Here is an 18658-nt window from a genome sequence, read left to right as displayed (position 1 = left end):
CGTACGTTGCGCTTGCAGGCAATGCTTGGCGCTTTGGGTAGTGAAGTGATCCCAACAGTCGGGCCCAATGCAGCGATGCATTGGGCCCGCTGCCATGTCGGTCAGACGCATGGCCGTACGGTAGCGCGGCAAATGCGACGCATGCCACTTGCAACCCTGTCATGCGCAGCGTCTTCTGCCTTATGTGTCGATACCGCTCGTACGCACCTGCACAAGCGGTCGTGATCGACAGGCAGGCATGCGGGTGATCAGCCTGGGCAGGCAGCGGCAAGTTGACCGCGATGCCAGATACATCCCGCAACGCATCACAGCTTTCCGGCATCATCCGTTAGCGTCGTCCGTAGGCTCACGGGGGATCGCAGGCACGGCACTTCGTACGATGCGGCGCGGGCTGACCTGTTGGTTCTACTGTCCGCGCAACACCTGCGCCAGAAACGGTGCGGTGCGGCTGCCACGATGGCGCGCCACGACATCCGGCGCTCCGGCCACCACGACCTTGCCGCCCGCACCGCCCGCGCCCGGCCCCATATCCAGCACCCAGTCGCTGCTGGCGGCCACGCGCATATCGTGTTCGACCACGATCACGGTATTGCCTGCATCGACCAGCCCTTGCAACTGGGCCATCAAGGTATCCACGTCGGACGGATGCAGGCCGGTGGTGGGCTCGTCCAGCACGTAGACGGTGTCGCGCCTTTGGGCGCGTTGCAGTTCGGTCGCCAGCTTGATGCGCTGCGCTTCGCCACCGGACAGTTCGGTGGCCGGCTGGCCAAGACGCAGATAGCCCAGCCCCACTTCGCGCAACACCTGCAACGGGCGCAACACGCTGGCATCGTCGGCAAAGAAGATGGCTGCCTGATCCACCGTCATTTCCAGCACCTGCGCGATGTTGCGACCGCGTAGCGCGATCTCCAACGTCTTGGCGTTATAGCGCGCGCCGTGGCAGGTGGGACACGGTGCGTAGACGCTGGGCATGAACAGCAATTCCACATACACCGAGCCTTCGCCCTCGCAGGTGGCACAGCGGCCCTTGGCGACGTTGAAGGAGAACTGCCCTGGGTCGTAACGGCGCCGGCGTGCGGCGGGCGTGGCCGCAAACAGCTTGCGCACCGGGTCGAACAGGCCGGTGTAGGTAGCCAGATTGGAGCGCGGGGTACGGCCGATGGGTTTTTGATCCACGCGCACCAGGCGGCGCACCTGATCCAGCCCGGCAACAATCGCACCCTCCGACGGCACCTGCGTGCCGCGCTCCAGTGGATCCAGTGCTTCTTCGTCCTCTGCCTGCGCCTGCCCCAGATGGGCGGCCAGCAGTTCCACCAGCGCCTGACTCACCAACGACGATTTGCCCGAGCCGGACACACCGGTCACGGTAGTGAACACACCTAACGGCAGGTCCACATCCAGCGCGCGGACGTTGTTGCGGGTGATGCCGCGCAGCTGCAACCAACCGCGTGCCGCGCGCGCCTGGCGATGCACCTGCGGCGGCGTGCCGAACAGATAGCGCCGTGTGGAAGAGGCCTGCACCTGCTCCAATCCCGCGGGCGGCCCGCTGTAGAGCACCTGCCCGCCCTGCACGCCGGCTGCCGGGCCGACATCCACGATCCAGTCTGCATGGCGGATCACGCCCACTTCGTGTTCGACCACGAAGACCGAATTTCCGGCCGCCTTGAGTTGATCCAACGCACCCAGCAGCGCCTGCGCATCGGCGGGATGCAAGCCTGCCGATGGTTCGTCCATCACGTACACCACGCCGAACAACTGCGAGCGGATCTGCGTGGCCAGCCGCAGCCGTTGCAACTCGCCCGGCGACAAGGTGGGCGTGCTGCGCTCCAGGCTGAGGTAGCCCAGACCCAGCGCCTGTACGACGGCGATACGCGCGCGCAGATCCGCGGCGATGCGTTGCGCGGCGATCGCTTGTTCCGGATGTTGGCGCGCATCTTTACGCGTACCTTTGGATGGGGCGGCTTCGGCGGCGGGGCGCAGCAGCTCGGCCACCTCGTCCAGCGGGCGCCGCGACAGCTCCCCGATATCCAGCCCGGCAAAGGTGACCGACAAGGCCTCGCGGCGCAGGCGTTTGCCATCGCACTGTGGGCATTGCGTGCTGAGCAAATACTGCGCCACGCGCTTTTTCATCTGCGCGCTCTGGGTGGTGGCAAAGGTGTGCAGCACATAACGCCGCGCACTGGTAAAGGTGCCCATGTAGCTGGGCTCTTCCTTGCGCTTGAGCGCGCGTTTGACCTCGGCCAGGTCGTAACCGGCGTATACCGGCACCACCGGCTGTTCGTCGGTGAACAAAATCCAGTCGCGGGTCTTCTTCGGCAGCGTGTGCCATGGCACATCCACATCGATGCCCAGCGTGGTGAGGATGTCGCGCTGGTTCTGCCCATGCCATGCGCCCGGCCAGGCGGCGACCGCACGCTCGCGAATGCTCAGGCTGCGGTCCAGCACCATGGTCGCTTCGGTGGCGTCATAGATGCGCCCCAGGCCGTGACAGGTCGGGCATGCCCCCGCAGGCGTGTTCGGCGAAAAACCGTCGGCGTAGATGATCTCCTGCCCCGGCGGGTACTGGCCGGCACGCGAATACAGCATGCGCAATGAGTTGGAGATGGTGGTGACGCTGCCCACCGACGAGCGTGCACTGGGCGCGCCGCGCGCCTGCTGCAAGGCCACTGCCGGTGGCAGGCCATCGATGGAATCCACCTCCGGCACGCCTACCTGGTCGATCAGCCGCCGCGCATACGGCGAGATCGAATCCAGATAGCGCCGCTGCGCCTCGGCAAAGATGGTGCCGAACGCCAACGACGACTTTCCCGAGCCGGAAACGCCGGTGAACACCACCAGCGCATCGCGGGGGATATCCACATCCACGTTCTTGAGATTGTGCTCGCGCGCGCCGCGCACGCGCACCAGGCCAGTGGAAGACGTCGCGTTTGACATGACTACCGAAACCAGAGATCGACAAGACGCCAGCCTAGCGTGCGCGCCATGCAGCCGGTGTCAGCGATGGTGATCGAGCGCAGGCAACACCCAAGGTGCCAGGCGCTGCAGGGCGCATGCGGTGGCTGACGAGGCACGGGACGCATTCATCAGATGGAGGTCGGACAGGGCCCAGCAACACATCTGCGCGTCGTACCTGCCGCTGCCGGACGTACCGCCGTCTCCCAGCGGCGCTCAGCCCAGCGCATGTGCCGGCGTCACCTGCTCACCGGTGTCGGCCAGGGTATGCATGCGCGTCACCACGCCACTGAACCACCGCGCGGTAGCGGCATTGCGTGTACGGAAGACCTCTTCCAGCGCGGCGTAATACCACAGCGTGCCTTCGCGCCCGGCAGTGAACACATCGAAGATGCCCTGACCGACGGCAGGATTTTCCAGGTCCTGCACGATGCTGCGCGCGTTATAGAGCTTGTCGCAGCCGGACACCAACAGCGCGCGCTCGGGCGTCTTGCGCAGGTGCGCAAGATAGGCCTGCTTGCGCTCGCGCCAATCGCGTTTGCGTGCGCGCTCGCTGTTGTCCACCTCGGCCTTGTCTTCGGCAGTGGCATCGGTGCAAGCCATCACGATATCGGCCACCGCATCGCCGAACTGCGCACGGATCGAGGCCTCGTGCCCGCCACCGCAATCTTCCACCACATCGTGCAGCAGGCCCGCGATGGCTTGTTCCTCATCGCCGCCGCATTCCAGCACCAGCGTCGAGACGCCCAGCAAATGACTCAGGTAGGGCACCTGCGTGCCCTTGCGCACCTGCCCGGCGTGAGCGATGCGCGCGTAGTCCACGGCCAGGGCGTAGCGTTCGGTGAGAGCGGTCATGGGGCATCCGATGCGAGCGATGCGCCTAGTATCGCCGAGCCCGACTGCCGACAGGTGAGGATGCTGCCATGAGCGATTCAGGCTCAATCCCACGCGATTGCGGCCGATAGGTCTAGGCTGCACCTACGCTGTTCGATGACCTGACGCCATGACCACGCTTCCTGTCTGCAATGCCTGCCGCGACGGCCAGGACTTCCCCACCGCGATCACCATGGCCTTCCAGCCCATCGTGGACGTGTCCACCCGCAGCATCTACGCAGGCGAGGCGCTGGTGCGCGGCATCAACGGCGAGTCGGCCGGCAGCATCCTGGCCGCAGTGGATGAGCGCAATCGCTACGCATTCGACCAGGCCTGCCGCATCAAGGCCATCGAATGCGCTGTGCAGATTGGCTTGCCGGCGCTGCTGTCGATCAACTTCATGCCCAACGCGGTCTATAACCCCGAGCATTGCCTGCGCGCCACGCTGTCGGCCACTGCGCAATACGGTTGGCCGCTCGACGCCATCATCTTCGAGGTCAGCGAACAGGAACATCTCACCGATCCGGCGCATCTGCTCGGCATCCTGCGCACCTATCAGGCGCGCGGCATGAAAACGGCCATCGACGACTTCGGCGCCGGCTACGCCGGGCTCGGCCTGCTGGCCGAGTTCCAGCCGGATCTGCTCAAGCTGGACATCGCCCTGGTCCGCGGGATCGACACCGACCGCAGCCGCCAGGCCATCGTGCGCCACGTGACGCGCATGTGCGAAGAACTCGGCATCGCCGTCATTGCCGAAGGCATCGAACAACCCGATCAATACCGCGCCCTGCGCGACCTGGGCATCCACCTGCAGCAAGGGTATCTGTTCGCCAGACCGCAGATCGGCGAGCTGCCGAAGGTGCATTGGCCGCAGTAAGCTCACGCTTGTGCGTATGAACTAAGCAACTCAGCGCACCTAGCAGCAGGCGCCACTCGCCGTAACAGACCCACAACATCCGAACACAGCGGCAATGAAACGTGCGGAAGCCGCTCTTACGATTCCCTAATCCCGACTCCCGATTCCCGATTCCCGGCCGCCTCGCAAGCCAGCAGCGACCGCCGAACACCACGCGGCGCCGCTCACACATACCGCGGAATCGGCCCCAGCTGCGGCGTCTGATCCGGCAGCTCCACTTCCACTTCGTCCACATAGCACCAGCCCCAGCCTTCAGGCGGGTCGTAGCCTTCGATGATGGGGTGGCCGGTGGCGTGGTGATGCGCGGTGGCGTGGCGGTGGGGCGAATCGTCGCAACACCCGACATGGCCGCAGCTGCGGCACAGGCGCAGATGCACCCAGACGCCGTCGATGGCCAGGCACTCCTCGCAGCCACGCGCACTGGGAGTGACTGCATGGATTTGATCAGTATGGCGGCAGTGCCGGCTCATGCGCTGGTCGACTCCTGGGTGGCGCTGGCAAGTTCGGAGACCGGCACCGGGTTGGCCTGATGGGCGAGGTACTGATGGATCTGCGCGACCACGGCGGCGCCCTCGCCCACTGCGGCCGCCACGCGCTTGACCGAACCCGCACGCACGTCGCCGATGGCGAACACGCCAGGGCGATTGGTTTCCAGCGGCAGGCACGCCGGTACGCCGTCGCCACGCGCGGTGCCGGTCATGACAAAGCCGCGTTTGTCGGTGTCCACGCAGTCCTGCAGCCAACCGGTGTTGGGATCTGCCCCGACGAACAGGAACAGGTGCCGTAACGCCACGCGCGCGGTTGCACCGTCCTTGCGGGTGCGCAACACCGCGGCCTGCAGGCCGCGCTCGGGGTCGCCTTCCAGCGCGGCCACTTCGGTGCCGGTGTGCAGCTGCACGTTCGGCAACGCGGCGATGCGCTCGATGAGGTATTGCGACATCGAGCTCTCCAGCCCATCGCCCCGAATGATCAGGTGCAGTTCCTTGACCCGCGGCGCCAGGAACGCCACCGCCTGCCCTGCAGAATTGCCGCCGCCCACCAGCGCCACCACGCCGCCTTCGCACAGGCGCACCTCCACCGGCGAGGCCCAGTACGAGACACCGTGGCCTTCGAAGCGATCCAGGCCCTCGATCTCCGGGCGCCGGTAACGCGCGCCGGAGGCGATTACCACCGTGCTGGCCAGCAACTGCTTGCCATCGGCAAGATCCAGCTTCAGCGCGCCATCGTCGCGGCCGCATTCCAACGTGGCCGCTTCGATCGGAATCGCCAGTTCCGCGCCGAATTTCAGCGCCTGGTTGTAGGCGCGCCCGGCCAGCGCCTGCCCGGAAATGCCGGTGGGAAAGCCAAGATAATTTTCGATACGCGCCGAGGCACCCGCCTGCCCGCCGATGGCGCGTTGGTCCAGTACCAGCACCGACAAGCCTTCGGATGCGGCATACACCGCCGTCGCCAGGCCGGCAGGGCCGGCGCCGACAATCGCCACGTCGTAGCGTTTGTCCGGGTCGATGTCCGGCGTCATGCCCAGGCAATGCGCAGCTTCGGCATCGCTGGGCTGGCGCAGCACGCGCCCGCTCGGGCACACCATCACCGGTAGGTCGTGCTCCTGGATACCCAGGCGCTCCACCAACGCGCGGCCTTCGTCGTCGGAGACATCCATCACCGTGTTGGGGTAGCCGTTGCGGGTCAAAAAGCCCTGCAAACGGGTCAGATGCGGATCGTCAGGCTCGCCGATCAGCACCGAACCCGACGCATCGCCCTCGATCAGCCCAACGCGGCGCAGGATCAAGGCACGCATCACCACTTCGCCCACTTCGGCCGAACTGATCATCAGCGCGCGCAGATGCGCGGTATCGAATGGCAGCGCCAGGCAGCCGTCCGGCCCGGCACGTCCAGCCGCCAGCGACGCGCGCCCGGCCAGCTGACTCACCTCGCCGGTGAACTGGCCGGGCGTGTGCCGGGTGATCGGCTTTTCGTTGCCCAGTCCGTCGCGGCGCACCACTTCGATGGCGCCCTCCAGCACCACCCACACCGGCGCATGGGCATCGCCGACCTCGAACACGGGGTCGCCCGCGTCGAACCGTTGCGCCGGCCCGCTGGCAAAGCGCCGGGTGATCGACAATTGGCCCGCGTCCAGCTCGGGAAACATCTGATGGTGGCGGGTCTGGTCCAAAGACATGGAGGGGCGACGCGGCTAGGGGATCACATGCAAGCATGGGCAGTGGTGATGGCAATGGCAATCACCCGAAATGGTCACTGAAGGCCACGACAGCGCGCAGACGCCAGGCACGCGTAGGCGAGCGAGCGCTGCCGCCGGTCAGGCGCACGCAGCTGCTGTAAAGATCGCATGCGCCCAGCATGCGGGACATCCAGCACAAAAATAACCTAGCGAGCAGCCCTCAGGCCGGGGGCGAACCGCACATGGCAAACGCAGTGCGGTGCATCCAGCACGAAGCAACGGCCGTGCGTCTCCGGCAGCAGCACAGGCGGTTTGCAAGCTGCCAATCAATCGAGCCCAAGCCTGTGCCTTACGATCGCACAGGCTCCCAGTGTGGCCCATGTTGCCCGGCCGCCATGCGCTGGGCCGGGCGCACGCGAAACACCACACTGATGCGCTCGCCCACCGCGCGCGCGGTCTTGGCAATGCCGTGCGCGTGCGTGTGTTGCGAGGCGTGGCTCATCGCCAGCAGGCTCCCCGGCGCCAGCTCCAGCGCAACCGCCCGCGTGCTGCCGTCCTTGGCGCGCAGTTGCATCCGGCGCGGTGCACCCAGCGACAGCAGCGCGATCGGGTGCGGTGCCACCAGCGTGTGCAATGCGTCGTGATGCATTGCCACGCTGTCGCGCCCATCGCGGTACAGATTCAAACCTACCGCGTTGTATGGCGCCGGGAGCACCGCCTGCACCGCATCGAGCAAGCGCTGCAGCGGCAATCCCGCAGGCCATGCATCATCCAACCGATACGAGGCCAGCAAGCGCGGTACGTCCACGACCCGTTCGTACATTTCGCGGCGCTGGCTGCGCCAATCGGCGCCATCGCGCAATGCGTCGAACGCCTCCTGCGCAAGTGCGGGCGGCAACAGCTGCGGCCAGTAGCGCACGCCGCCTTGCTGGTCGTGCAGCACCTGCAGCGGTGCGATGGGAGCGTTGAACAGATCCATCAGCGCGATATGCGGGCGCCTGCCGCCGATTTCAGCGCCACGCTGTCATCACGCGTGGCGCCAGCCCGACAAGTTCAGCTTCACGCTACGGTACGCAAAGCGCCGCACCGTGTTCACGCACGACGATCAAGCATGCCTGCTCGTTTTCGTGGAGACATCGCATGCATCGCACCCCTCCTGCCCACGTGGTGATTTCCGGCGCGTCCAGCGGCATCGGCCAAGCCACTGCAGAAGCATTCGCCGAACAAGGCGCGCGACTGGTGTTGGCTGCACGCGGCGAAGAAGCCCTCAATGCGGTTGCCGAACGCTGTCGTGCGCGCGGTGCCGAAGTCTTGGTGGTGCCCACCGACGTCAAACAGGCCGAACAGGTCAAGGCACTGGCCACCAGCGCGCAGAGTTTTCTGGGCCGCATCGACCTGTGGTTCGGCAATGTCGGGGTGGGCACGGTCGGCAAATTCCACGAGGCACCGATGGAAGCAAGCGCGGCCGTCATCCACGCCAATCTGCTCGGTCGCATGCACGACGCCCATGCCGCCATCCCCATCTTCGTCGAACAAGGCCACGGCATCTTCGTCAACATGATCTCTTCGGGCGGCTTTGCATCCACGCCGTTTGCAGCGGCGTACGGCGCCAGCAAATTCGGCCAGCGCGGCTTTTCCGAAGCGTTACGCGCCGAGCTGAGCGACTACCCGCATATCCACGTGTGCGATGTGTACCCGTACTTCGTCGACACGCCAGGCCTGACCCATGGCGCCAATTACGTGGGCCGCCGCATCAGCGGGCCGCCGTTGATGCTGGACACCCGCACCGTCGCGGCAGCTATCGTGCGCCTGCTGGACCGGCCACGCAACACGGTGGTGTTGGGCACCGCCGTCCATGCGATGCGCCTAGGTCATGCGCTGGCACCGCAGACCCTGGCGCGCGCCATGTACCGTATTTTCAAGCGGTATTTTGCGCAAGCACCACAGGTGGCGCGATCCAGCGGCAATGTGTTCGCAGCGCCCGGCATTGCCGGCGGCATCGACGGTGGCTACCGGCGGCGCCCCACGTTGCGGGCACGCTCTGCGCGCGACAAGATGTTGATCGGTGCGGCCGCTGCAGCAGTCACGGGTTTGGCAGTGCTGGCTTTACGACGCAAGTGAGTCGCTGAAGTCTGCAATGCCGTGCCGACAATTGCGCGTTTGCCGGCGATTTCCAGACGCTGCGGCAACGCGGGAAAGTAGACCAGCCTCAATGCGACACCACCGCAGCAAGCGCGTGCGCCGCCGTGCATGCCGATCGGCACACATCGTGACGCCGTGAGTGATCAGCGAACCCAACCATGGCCGCGAGGGCCATCGCACCCTCCAAGAGTGGCTAACAAAACGTAGCGCGCAGCCGTCGGGTGGGCGCGGAAGGCGCGCTCATCACCGCAGTGTCCGCGTGGTATATGCCGATTCCGGGCACCGGCCGCGCCCGCCTGGCGGCTACGCAATGGCTTTTGTTAGCGGCTCCAGGGTGTAGCGCGCCCACGCAGCTGTGCTACGGTCCGGCGCTGCATCCGCCTGGAGCAATCTGCATGTCGCCTCGCTTGATCGCCCCGCGTCGGGCCCGTTGGCTGGCAGTGCTTGCCGCTGTCGTCGCAGTTTTCGGCAACGCTGCGCCGCGCACGCCTGCAGCTGCCTTCGACGCGGTAGACCCGTTCATCGGCACCGGCGGCGAAGGCCATACCTATCCTGGCGCCACGGTGCCATTCGGTATGGTGCAGCTGAGCCCGGATACGCAAATCAAGCCGCGCAAGGACGCCTACGGCTGGGCGGCCGGCTACCGGCACAGCGACACCACCATCGTCGGGTTCTCGCACACGCATTTTTCCGGTTCCGGGCATTCGGATCTGGGCGACATCCTGCTGATGCCGCAAGCTGGCGCCATCAAGTTGGAACGCGGCGATGCCAGCAAGCCGGGCAGCGGCTATACCGCGCAGTTCGACCACACCAGCGAACAGGCGCAGCCCGGCTATTACGCAGTGACCCTGAAGGACCGAAACATCCGCGCCGAACTCACTGCCAGCGCGCGTGTGGGCGTGCACCGCTACCAGTTTCCGAAAGGCACGCCGGCGCATGTGCTGGTCGACCTGCGCACCAGCCTGTACGACTACCCCGGCAAGGTGCAGTGGTCGCGGCTGCGGGTGCGCAGCGATGGCACGGTGACCGGCTTTCGCGAAACGCGCGGTTGGGCGCCCGGCCGGCAGCTGTATTTCGCCATGCGCTTCTCGCGCCCGCTCACTGCCACGCAACTCCACGACACCGAACAGGACATCCCCTACAAGGGGTTCCCACCGCCGGGCGAAAAGAATCCTGCACAGCGCGCGCAGATTGAAGGCCGGCAACTGGTCGGCGTATTCGATGTCACCAACGACGGCACGCCGCTGGTGGTGAAGGTGGCGCTCTCGCCAGTCAGCGAGGCCGGTGCCATCGCCAACCTCGATGCCGAAATGCCCGGCTTCGATTTCGATCGCGTACGCGCCGATGCACGCGCGCAATGGACGCAGGCGCTGTCGGCGATCGATGCACAAGGCACCACGCAACAGCGCACCCAGCTCTACACCGCGCTGTATCACACCCTGCTGGGGCCAACGCTGTTCATGGACAGCGACGGCCGCTACCGCGGGCCAGACAATGCGGTGCATCAAGCAACTGGCTGGACCAACTATTCCACCTTCTCGCTGTGGGACACCTACCGCGCCCTGCATCCGCTGCTCACCCTGGTGCAGCCGGCACAACGCAGCAGCGACGTGGTCAATTCGCTGCTCGCCTCGCGTCGCCAAAGCGCCTACGGCATCCTGCCGGTATGGGCATTCCACGGCCTGGAAACCTGGTGCATGATCGGCTACCACGCCGTCGCGGTGATTGCCGACGCGTATATGAAAGGCATCGGCGGCTTCGACGCAGAGGAAGCCTTGCAGGCCATGGTCGCCAGCGCCAACTACGGCCCGTACGATGGCATTGCGCAATACCGTGAGCTGGGCTACGTGCCCATCGACGAAGAAGGCGAAGCCGCATCCAAGACGCTGGAATACGCCTTCGACGACTGGACCATCGCGCGCATGGCCGACAAGCTCGGCAAGCCCGCCATCGCCGCAGAATTCAGCCAGCGCGCCGGCAACTGGAAGCATGCCTTTGACCCGGCCACCGGCTACATGCGCGCGCGCACCCGCGCCGGCACCTTCCGCGAGCCGTTCGACCCGTCTGCCAGTGGCTACGGCAGCGACTACACCGAAGGCAACGCGTGGCAATACTCCTGGTACGTGCCGCAGGACGTGGCCGGGCTGGCTGCCGCGCATGGCGGCGACGACACATTGCTTGCCCGGCTGGATGCGGTGTTCGATGCCAAGGTGGACCCGAAGATCTTTGAGCACATGGAAGACATCACCGGCCTGATCGGCTGGTACGCGCACGGCAACGAACCCAGCCACCACGTTGCCTATCTGTATGCGTACGCAGGCCAACCGTGGCGCACGCAGGCGCGCCTGACCCAGATCATGCGCAGCCAGTATCACGCAGGGCCCGAGGGCCTGGCCGGTAACGACGACCTCGGCCAGATGTCGGCCTGGTACGTGTTCACCACGCTGGGCTTCTATCCGGTGGCGCCCGGCAGCAACCAGTACATCATCGGCCGCCCGTTCCTGCCGCGCGCCACGCTCAACCTGCCCAATGGGAAGCGTTTCGCGGTGATTGCCGAGAGCCTGAGCGATGCACGCAGCTACATCGGTAGCGCCACGCTCAATGGCAAACCACTGACTCGCGCTTACGTTACGCACGAGGAAATCCAGGCCGGCGGTGAACTGCGTTTCCGGATGCAGGCGACACCGAATCAGCAATGGGCCACCGACCCAGCGCAGCGGCCGTATTCGATGTCGGCGCAGCTGCAATGATCCAACGCAATTGCAAGGTAGCGGCCGGATGGTCCTGTAGCGATGCAACCCCGCAGCAAATGCGCTGTCTGCGCGACCCCGAGCTAACGTTCGCTAGGTTTCGGTCGCGGCATTGGCAGTGGCACTCGCTTCCTGACTCGGTAGCAGATCCGCATGCGCAAGCCGCACGCAGCGCGTTCCACCACCGCTGCCATATCGCCAGCAGTGCCAGCGCCGTCGATTCCTGCATGACGCACGCGCTTGTCTGCCGTCAGTTTCTGAATGCGACGTTTTCAAAGCCGAGGTGATCGCACGGCGTGCACCGCCGTCACGCATTCACATGATGCACAACTTTTGTTCACTGATACGCATCGCCTCGCTTTCCACACTCCCCGTCATCGGTACGCACGACGACTGCGTGCCTGCCCTTCCCCCAATGCAGGAGAGTGTGCATGTCCGGCAGCAAGAATCAGTACGAAATGCAGAACCCGTTGACCCAGTTCCCGCAGCCGCAATTTCCGCACCAAACCCAGCAGGCTCCGGGCACCATCCACGAACTGCAGCCCAAGGCAGACCATGGCGAGCACAGCTACAAGGGCTTTGGTCGTCTGCAAGGCCGCAAGGCCCTGATCACCGGCGCAGACTCCGGCATCGGGCGCGCCACCGCCATTGCCTTTGCACGCGAAGGTGCGGATATCCTGCTCAATTACCTGCCTGAAGAAGAACAGGACGCAGCCGAAGTGGTTCAGCTGATCCAGGCAGAAGGGCGCAAAGCCATCAGCGTTCCGGGTGACCTCAAGAACGAGGCGTTTTGCACCGAACTGGTGGACCGTGCAGTGAAAGAGCTCGGCGGGCTGGATGTCCTAGTCAATATCGCGGGCAAACAGACCGCCGTGAAAGACATCGCAGACATCACGACCGAGCAGTTCGACGCCACCTACAAGACCAACGTCTATGCGATGTTCTGGCTGTGCAAGGCCGCCATCCCGCATTTGCCGCCGGGCGCATCCATCATCAACACCGGCTCGATCCAGTCGTACCAGCCCTCGCCGACGCTGCTCGACTACGCCTCCACCAAGGCGGCCATCGTCAACTTCACCAAGGGCCTGGCGCAGCAAGTTGCCGAGAAGGGGATCCGCGTCAACGCAGTCGCGCCCGGACCGGTGTGGACGCCGCTGCAGCCCAGCGGTGGTCAGCCGCCGGAAAAGATTCCCGATTTCGGCTCGGAGACGCCGCTCAAGCGCGCCGGCCAGCCGGTAGAAATGGCGCCGCTGTATGTGATTCTGGCATCGCAGGAATCGAGCTACGTCACCGGCGAAGTGTTCGGTGCCACCGGTGGCCTGCTGTTGTCTTGAGCCGTCCCGGCGCCGAGTTTCAGCGTGATGCCACCGGCACCTTGCCAATCGCCGCTTATGCGGCGATTGGCGACGGGCGCTCGGTGGCGTTATGCGGTGCCGATGGCAGCATCGATTGGTGGTGCGTGCCGAAGATGGACTCGCCGCCGTTGTTCGATCGCCTGTTGGATGCAGGCGAAGGCGGCTATTTTGCCCTCACGCCGCAACAGCTGCAGCAGGTACAGCGCCGATACCGCGATGGCAGCAATATTCTCGAAACGACCTTCAGCACCGCAACCGGCAGCGCACGTCTGACCGAGTCGCTCAACAGCGGCGAAGCCGGCCGGCTGCCGTGGTCGGAACTTGCGCGACGCATCGAAGGTCTCGAAGGCCGCGTTGTCTTCGACCTGATCTACCGCCCCGGTACACGTGCCGGAGAAGCCACTCCCTGGCAAAGCGAGACGCCGAACGGCCGTGTGCATCACGTCGGCCCGCTCATGACCATGCTGCGCTACGACACGGAGGCAGCGCAGCTGGTGCACTGCGACGACCGCGGCGTGCACGCCACGCTGGCGATCCGCGCAGGCGACACACAGGTCGTTGCGTTGCTGGCCGCCGAAGAAGATGCGCTACCGGTGCCCGCGCTGGAAGACATCGGTGGGCGCATCGAGCGCAGCGACCAGGAGTGGCGCGAGTGGAGCGGCAACCTGTCTTACGCCAATAGTTACCACGATGCGGTCGTGCGCTCTGCGCTGGCGCTCAAGTTCCTGTGGTTTTCACCTACCGGCGCCATCGCCGCTGCGGTCACCACGTCATTGCCGGAGCAAATTGGCGCAAATGGCAATTGGGATTATCGCTATGCCTGGGTCCGCGATGCCGCCTACACCACCAAGGCCTTCCTGCGCGTGGGCGCATTGGCCGATGCCAAGGCCGCGTTTAGCTGGTTGATGCGCACCATCCGCCAGCATCGGCCTGGCGTGCGCCCCTGCTACACCCTGGATGGCGCGTTGGTGCCGGACGAACGCGAGATCGACATTCCCGGTTATTGCAATACGCGCCCGGTGCGCGTTGGCAACACCGCCAACAACCAGCTGCAGCTGTGCCTGTACGGCGATATCTTCGAAATGGCCGCGCGCTTTCTTGATGCCGGGCACATCCTGGACCAGGAAACCGCACGCCAGTTGTTCGAGCTCGGCAACGAATGCGCCAACACCTGGATGCGCAAGGACGCCGGCTTCTGGGAACTGGAAACCGCCGAGCATTACACCATGTCCAAAGTGGAATGCTGGCTGGCGCTACGCCGCGCCAGCGAGCTGGCCAAGGCCGGCCATCTCTCCACCGCGATGCTGCCACGCTGGGAACGCGAACAGGCGCGGATTCTCGAGTGGATCGACATGCACTGCTGGTCCGACGCCAAGCAGGCTTACACCTTCTACGCGGGCACCGACGACCTGGACGCAAGCCTGCTGTTGGCCTCGCGCTTTGGGCTGGGCGGGCCGCGCCGCCAGCGCATGATCGCCACCCGCGATGCCATTGCCTCAGAACTTGGCAGCGACGCATTGCTGCACCGCTACAGCGGCATGCAACAACGCGAAGGCGCATTTATTGCCTGCTCGTTCTGGCTGGTGGAAGCCTATGGCCTGCTCGGCGAGCGTGCTGAAGCCAGGCGCTTGTTCGAACAGTTGCTGGAACAGCTGGGCAACGATGTCGCGCTGATGCCGCAGATGCTGGACACGAGCACGGGCGCCGCGCTGGGCAACGTCCCGCAAGGCTTGAGCCACCTTGCGCTGATCCACGCGGCGCTGGCCGTGGATGGCGAATAAGCGAAGCGCAGCATCTGTCGCCTTCACCAGGCTGTTATCGCCGCAAACTCCTTCTCCCATCGGCAGAAGGAGCACGCTCGGTGGATGCAGCTGCGCCAGAACGCAGCTCAACCAAGTGCGTCGATTCGTTTACTGCGCCAGTACCACGGTCTGGATCGCATGCGCCGGAATCTCCAACGTGCTGGATGCCTCGCCCACATACAGGTTGTAAGCAATCGCAGCGTCGCTGGCATTCATGACCACCATGGCCAGGCTGCCATCGGTGTTGAGAAACGCGGTGGTTGCCAGATTGCTACGGCTGCTGGCTGCGCTGACCCGTCGTGCACCCGGCCGGATGAATTTGGAAAAGTGGCCGATGTACCAATAGCTCGGCGTGTAGATCACCTCGCCCGTGCGCGTATCGGCATGCACCGGCGCAAAGCAATAGTTGCCCACGTGGTTCGGCCCACCGTGTTGGTCGAGCAGAATGTTCCAGTCCGTCCAGCCCACTGCGCCATGATTGAGGTCGTTGATGATGGCCGTGCCGTAGCGCTCGCCATTGGGCCAGTACTGCAACTTGGCCGGGTCGAACTTTTCCACCGCCGCTTCGGTCAACAGCAAGTGCTTGTCCGGGTACGCCTGCGCCACTGCCGCCACGTTCTCCACCATCGGCTCGAATCCGGCCCAGGTTTCATACCAATGAAAGCCCATGCCCCACGCATATTTTGCCGCCTCCGGATCGTCGAAGATCACATGCGCGCGGTGCACCATCATGTCGCGGTTGTGGTCCCACACGATGATCTTGCGATCGCCGTAGCCGGCGCTGGCCATGGTGGGCCCGAGATGATGCTTCAAAAAGTCGCGTTCTTCCTCGGCCGAAAACAGCATCGACTCCCAGGTCTGCACCGCCATCGGCTCGTTCTGCAGGCTGACGCCCCAGATCGGGATGCCCGCTTTTTCGTATGCCGCGATAAAGCGCGTGTAGTAGCTTGCCCAGGCCTGCGCGTACTCGGGCAATAGCTTGCCGCCCTTGAGCATGGTCTTGCTGTCTTTCATGAAGGCCGGCGCGCTCCATGGGCTGGCAAACGTGGTGAGCTTGCCGCCGGCCGCCGCAATCGCCTGGCGCAACATCGGGATGCGGTATTTGGCATCGTGCTTGACCGAAAAGCTCTTCAGCGTCGCATCGCCCTCCTTGATGTAGGTGTAGCTGCCGCTACTGAAATCCGAGCTATGGATGGTGGTGCGCGCCAGCGTGTAGCCGATGCCCTGTTGCCGATCGTAGTAGGCCGTGAGCAACGCACGTTGCGTACGCTTGGGCAGCTTGGCAAAGGTCTCTGCGCTGGAATCGGTGATCGCGCCACCGATACCCAGCACCTGCTGAAACTGCCGCTGCGGATTGACGAAGATGGAGTTTTCTTTTTCGGTCAATGCATGGCCGGCGACAGGAGCGGCCGCCGTGCTGGCGCGCATCTGTTGCGTGGCGCCCTGAGAGCTGGTGTAGATACGCAACGCGCCATCGTTGTTCGTCGCTGGTGGGCTGGCATCCGATGCTGCCAGAGCTGCCGCGTGTGCCATGGCCGCCGTTGCGGCGCTCGCGCTGCTCGCCGTGCCCAGCCCCATCCCCAGCATTCCCACCACCGACCACGTCATCGCTCGCTTCACCGCGCACCTTCCCAGGTAGATCGCGCAAGCCTAACCGACCAACGCACCGCAACATCGCCTTCCAAACGAGCGCAAGCGCGAATCGAGCTTCCCTTCTCCCTCCGGGACATCGTTCCCCTTGATGGGGGAGAAGGTGGCGCGCAGGGCCGGATGAGGGGACGTGCACACGTGGCGATGCCGGCAGTTTGTGATGCATCACAACCTGCAGGAAATACAAAACTTCAATCTGCACCAATCCCAGCAACAGCACCCTCACCCCAGCCCCTCTCCCGCGGGGAGAGGGGCGTGATCACCTACGCGACAAACGATCCAGGATGCCTGGCACTTCCGGCGGGATCTCGCGCGCCAAGAAGCCCACCGTGCCGATGCGCTTTGCCAGTTGCTTGCCCGCCGCCGCATGCACGAACACGCCCCATAGCGCAGCGGTCAATGCATCGCTGCCCCGTGCAGCGAACCCTGCGATCAATCCGGCCAAGGTATCGCCAGAGCCCGACGTGCCCAACCCAGGCACGCCACCGCGATGCACCCACAACGCCCCGTCCGGCCCGGCGATAAAGCTGTCCGCGCCCTTGACGATCACCACGCTGCGCATTTTCTGCGCGAAGGTCAGCGCATACTCGCCGGGCGCCGCTTCCACTGCAGCCTTGTCGTCGCCGGCGAGCGTTGCCATTTCGCCGGCATGCGGCGTCAGGACAAATGGGCGCCCGGGCGGCGCACGCAGGCTGCGCGACAACGCACCGGCGTCCAGCACCAAGGTACAGACGGCCTTTGCAGCGGCCAGCCTGACCAGCGCCGTTGTCGTTGTGGTGGACGCCATGCCCGGCCCGATCACGGCGGCGTCGCAGGCTGCCAGCGCCGCATCCAACGCACGGTGCCCGCGCGTGATCTCGCCCTGCCCGTTCTGCCCCAGCCCCAGCACCAATGCCTCGGGCACCGCCAGGGCCATGGCCGGTGCCACGCTGGCAGCGGTGGCGATCTGCAATTTGCCGGCGCCCGCGCGCAATGCAGCTTCTCCGGCCAGCAATGCCGCACCGGGCACGCGCATCGAGCCACCCACCACCAACACGCGCCCCCGCTGCTCCTTGTCGCCGCCGGGCGATGGCAGCGGCATCGCACGCAATGCAGCAGCGCTCAGCGTGCGAAGGCGTGCGGCAGCCATCAGCGCGCTCCAGCCGGGCGGTCGGATTCGGTGGTCACCGGCTCATCGGCCAGCTCTGGCGGTACGAACTTGGTGCGCACCAACTGCAGCGATTGCCCATCGGCCGCGGCCGCATATTCGGTGACGCCACAATTGGGCACGTCGCCTTCGCGGTCGATGGCCAGGATGGTGGCCTCGTCCATCCGCTCGATCAGGTAACGGAAGCAATTGACGATCACCTGGTGCCCCACGATCAGCACGCGCGCACCTACATGATTGCGCTGCAGGTCGCCCACGATGCTGCGCAAGCGAAAGATCACATCGCACCAGCTCTCGCCACCAGGCGGGCGGAAATAGAACTTGCCCACCAGCTTGCGCTGCTCGGCCAGCTCCGGAAACGTCGCCAGGATGCCGGACGTGGTGTAGCGGTCGAGCACGCCGAATTCTTTCTCGCGCAGCCGCTCGTCCACGCTGACCGCATCGGCCGGCCGGCCGAGCGCACGCGCAACCGCAGCGGCGGTCTGCCGCGCGCGCACATAGGTCGAACTCAGGATCAAGGTCGGCCGCTCGTGTTCGGGGAGCCCAGCCATCCACGCGCCCAAGGCGTCGGCCTGGCGCTCGCCCAGCGCCGAGAGCGGCACGTCCGCATCGCGGTGCTCCAGGTCGATCAGCGTCGCGCCATTGGACTCGGCCACATCGCGCGCCACGTTGCCTGCGCTTTGCCCATGCCGCACCACCCACAGGCGCGCCGGCCACTGCGCCGACACCCCTGCAACCGCACTGTCCTCACTCACATCCGTCTCCTGCATCACGTCGGCACCACGTGTCGCACAGCCGCCGTGAACGGGTGGTCGACCATGCGTGCGGCCATGCGCCGCCGCGCCACCGGTGTCATGCATGAGCCCGCACACGGTGCATGCCGCAAGGAACATGC

At 65.3% G+C, this 18658-nt stretch carries 13 protein-coding genes and 1 other RNA gene; 5 read left to right on the top strand and 9 right to left on the bottom strand.

Going from position 1 to position 18658, the window contains the following annotated elements:
• Window positions 1-405: 405 nt before the first annotated feature.
• Window positions 406-2934: an excinuclease ABC subunit UvrA gene (locus tag ACDH77_RS05625; RefSeq protein ID WP_338338717.1), complete on the bottom strand. Its 2529-nt coding sequence runs from the start codon at window positions 2932-2934 to the stop codon at window positions 406-408.
• A gap of 234 nt (window positions 2935-3168) precedes the next feature.
• Window positions 3169-3807 carry an HD domain-containing protein gene (locus ACDH77_RS05620; RefSeq protein ID WP_277574270.1) on the bottom strand — a complete coding sequence of 213 codons (639 nt, stop codon included), beginning with the start codon at window positions 3805-3807 and terminating at the stop codon, window positions 3169-3171.
• Window positions 3808-3955: 148 nt separating this feature from the next.
• On the opposite strand from ACDH77_RS05620, the gene ACDH77_RS05615 reads away from it, so the two are divergent.
• Complete coding sequence (locus ACDH77_RS05615; protein ID WP_057680990.1) at window positions 3956-4702, top strand: EAL domain-containing protein; 747 nt, start codon at window positions 3956-3958, stop codon at window positions 4700-4702.
• A 203-nt stretch (window positions 4703-4905) separates the two neighbouring features.
• Here the strand turns inward: ACDH77_RS05615 and ACDH77_RS05610 are convergent, their stop codons facing one another.
• From ACDH77_RS05610 to ACDH77_RS05600, 3 genes are all read right to left on the bottom strand, one after another.
• Window positions 4906-5211, bottom strand: a complete 306-nt coding sequence (locus ACDH77_RS05610; RefSeq protein WP_372353761.1) for a UBP-type zinc finger domain-containing protein — start codon at window positions 5209-5211, stop codon at window positions 4906-4908.
• Window positions 5208-6917 (bottom strand): FAD-dependent oxidoreductase, encoded by a 1710-nt coding sequence (locus ACDH77_RS05605; protein WP_372353760.1) that lies wholly within the window; start codon window positions 6915-6917, stop codon window positions 5208-5210. Before ACDH77_RS05605 ends, ACDH77_RS05610 begins: the two co-directional genes overlap by 4 nt.
• A gap of 349 nt (window positions 6918-7266) precedes the next feature.
• Complete coding sequence (locus ACDH77_RS05600; protein WP_014089590.1) at window positions 7267-7896, bottom strand: alpha-ketoglutarate-dependent dioxygenase AlkB; 630 nt, start codon at window positions 7894-7896, stop codon at window positions 7267-7269.
• Window positions 7897-8057: 161 nt separating this feature from the next.
• On the opposite strand from ACDH77_RS05600, the gene ACDH77_RS05595 reads away from it, so the two are divergent.
• Window positions 8058-9038, top strand: coding sequence for an SDR family oxidoreductase (locus ACDH77_RS05595; RefSeq protein ID WP_372353759.1), 981 nt, complete (start codon window positions 8058-8060; stop codon window positions 9036-9038).
• Window positions 9039-9250: 212 nt separating this feature from the next.
• Here the strand turns inward: ACDH77_RS05595 and ACDH77_RS05590 are convergent.
• Window positions 9251-9327, bottom strand: a non-coding RNA gene (locus tag ACDH77_RS05590) — sX9 sRNA.
• A 127-nt stretch (window positions 9328-9454) separates the two neighbouring features.
• Here ACDH77_RS05590 and ACDH77_RS05585 point away from each other — a divergent pair.
• The 3 genes from ACDH77_RS05585 to ACDH77_RS05575 all read left to right on the top strand — a co-directional run bounded on the left by ACDH77_RS05585 (window position 9455) and on the right by ACDH77_RS05575 (window position 14945).
• Window positions 9455-11809, top strand: a complete 2355-nt coding sequence (locus ACDH77_RS05585; RefSeq protein WP_218489176.1) for a GH92 family glycosyl hydrolase — start codon at window positions 9455-9457, stop codon at window positions 11807-11809.
• 431 nt (window positions 11810-12240) lie between these two features.
• Complete coding sequence (locus tag ACDH77_RS05580) at window positions 12241-13143, top strand: SDR family oxidoreductase (RefSeq protein WP_014089587.1); 903 nt, start codon at window positions 12241-12243, stop codon at window positions 13141-13143.
• Window positions 13140-14945: a glycoside hydrolase family 15 protein gene (locus tag ACDH77_RS05575; protein ID WP_008574136.1), complete on the top strand. Its 1806-nt coding sequence runs from the start codon at window positions 13140-13142 to the stop codon at window positions 14943-14945. The genes ACDH77_RS05580 and ACDH77_RS05575 overlap by 4 nt, the downstream gene beginning before the upstream one ends.
• 129 nt (window positions 14946-15074) lie before the next feature.
• Here the strand turns inward: ACDH77_RS05575 and ACDH77_RS05570 are convergent, their stop codons facing one another.
• From ACDH77_RS05570 to ACDH77_RS05560, 3 genes are all read right to left on the bottom strand, one after another.
• Window positions 15075-16553 (bottom strand): glycoside hydrolase family 30 beta sandwich domain-containing protein, encoded by a 1479-nt coding sequence (locus ACDH77_RS05570; protein ID WP_372353889.1) that lies wholly within the window; start codon window positions 16551-16553, stop codon window positions 15075-15077.
• A 322-nt stretch (window positions 16554-16875) separates the two neighbouring features.
• Window positions 16876-17745 (bottom strand): NAD(P)H-hydrate dehydratase, encoded by an 870-nt coding sequence (locus tag ACDH77_RS05565; RefSeq protein WP_122272187.1) that lies wholly within the window; start codon window positions 17743-17745, stop codon window positions 16876-16878.
• A complete protein-coding gene (locus tag ACDH77_RS05560) occupies window positions 17745-18533 on the bottom strand; it encodes a histidine phosphatase family protein (protein WP_372353758.1) in 789 nt (262 codons plus the stop codon). Before ACDH77_RS05560 ends, ACDH77_RS05565 begins: the two co-directional genes overlap by 1 nt.
• Window positions 18534-18658: the final 125 nt, after the last annotated feature.

The organism is Xanthomonas axonopodis pv. maculifoliigardeniae (genome assembly GCF_041519315.1).
Classification (GTDB): domain Bacteria; phylum Pseudomonadota; class Gammaproteobacteria; order Xanthomonadales; family Xanthomonadaceae; genus Xanthomonas; species Xanthomonas euvesicatoria.
The sequence above is the reverse complement of the archived record's forward strand: the minus strand, read 5'-3'. Positions and strand labels throughout refer to the sequence as shown.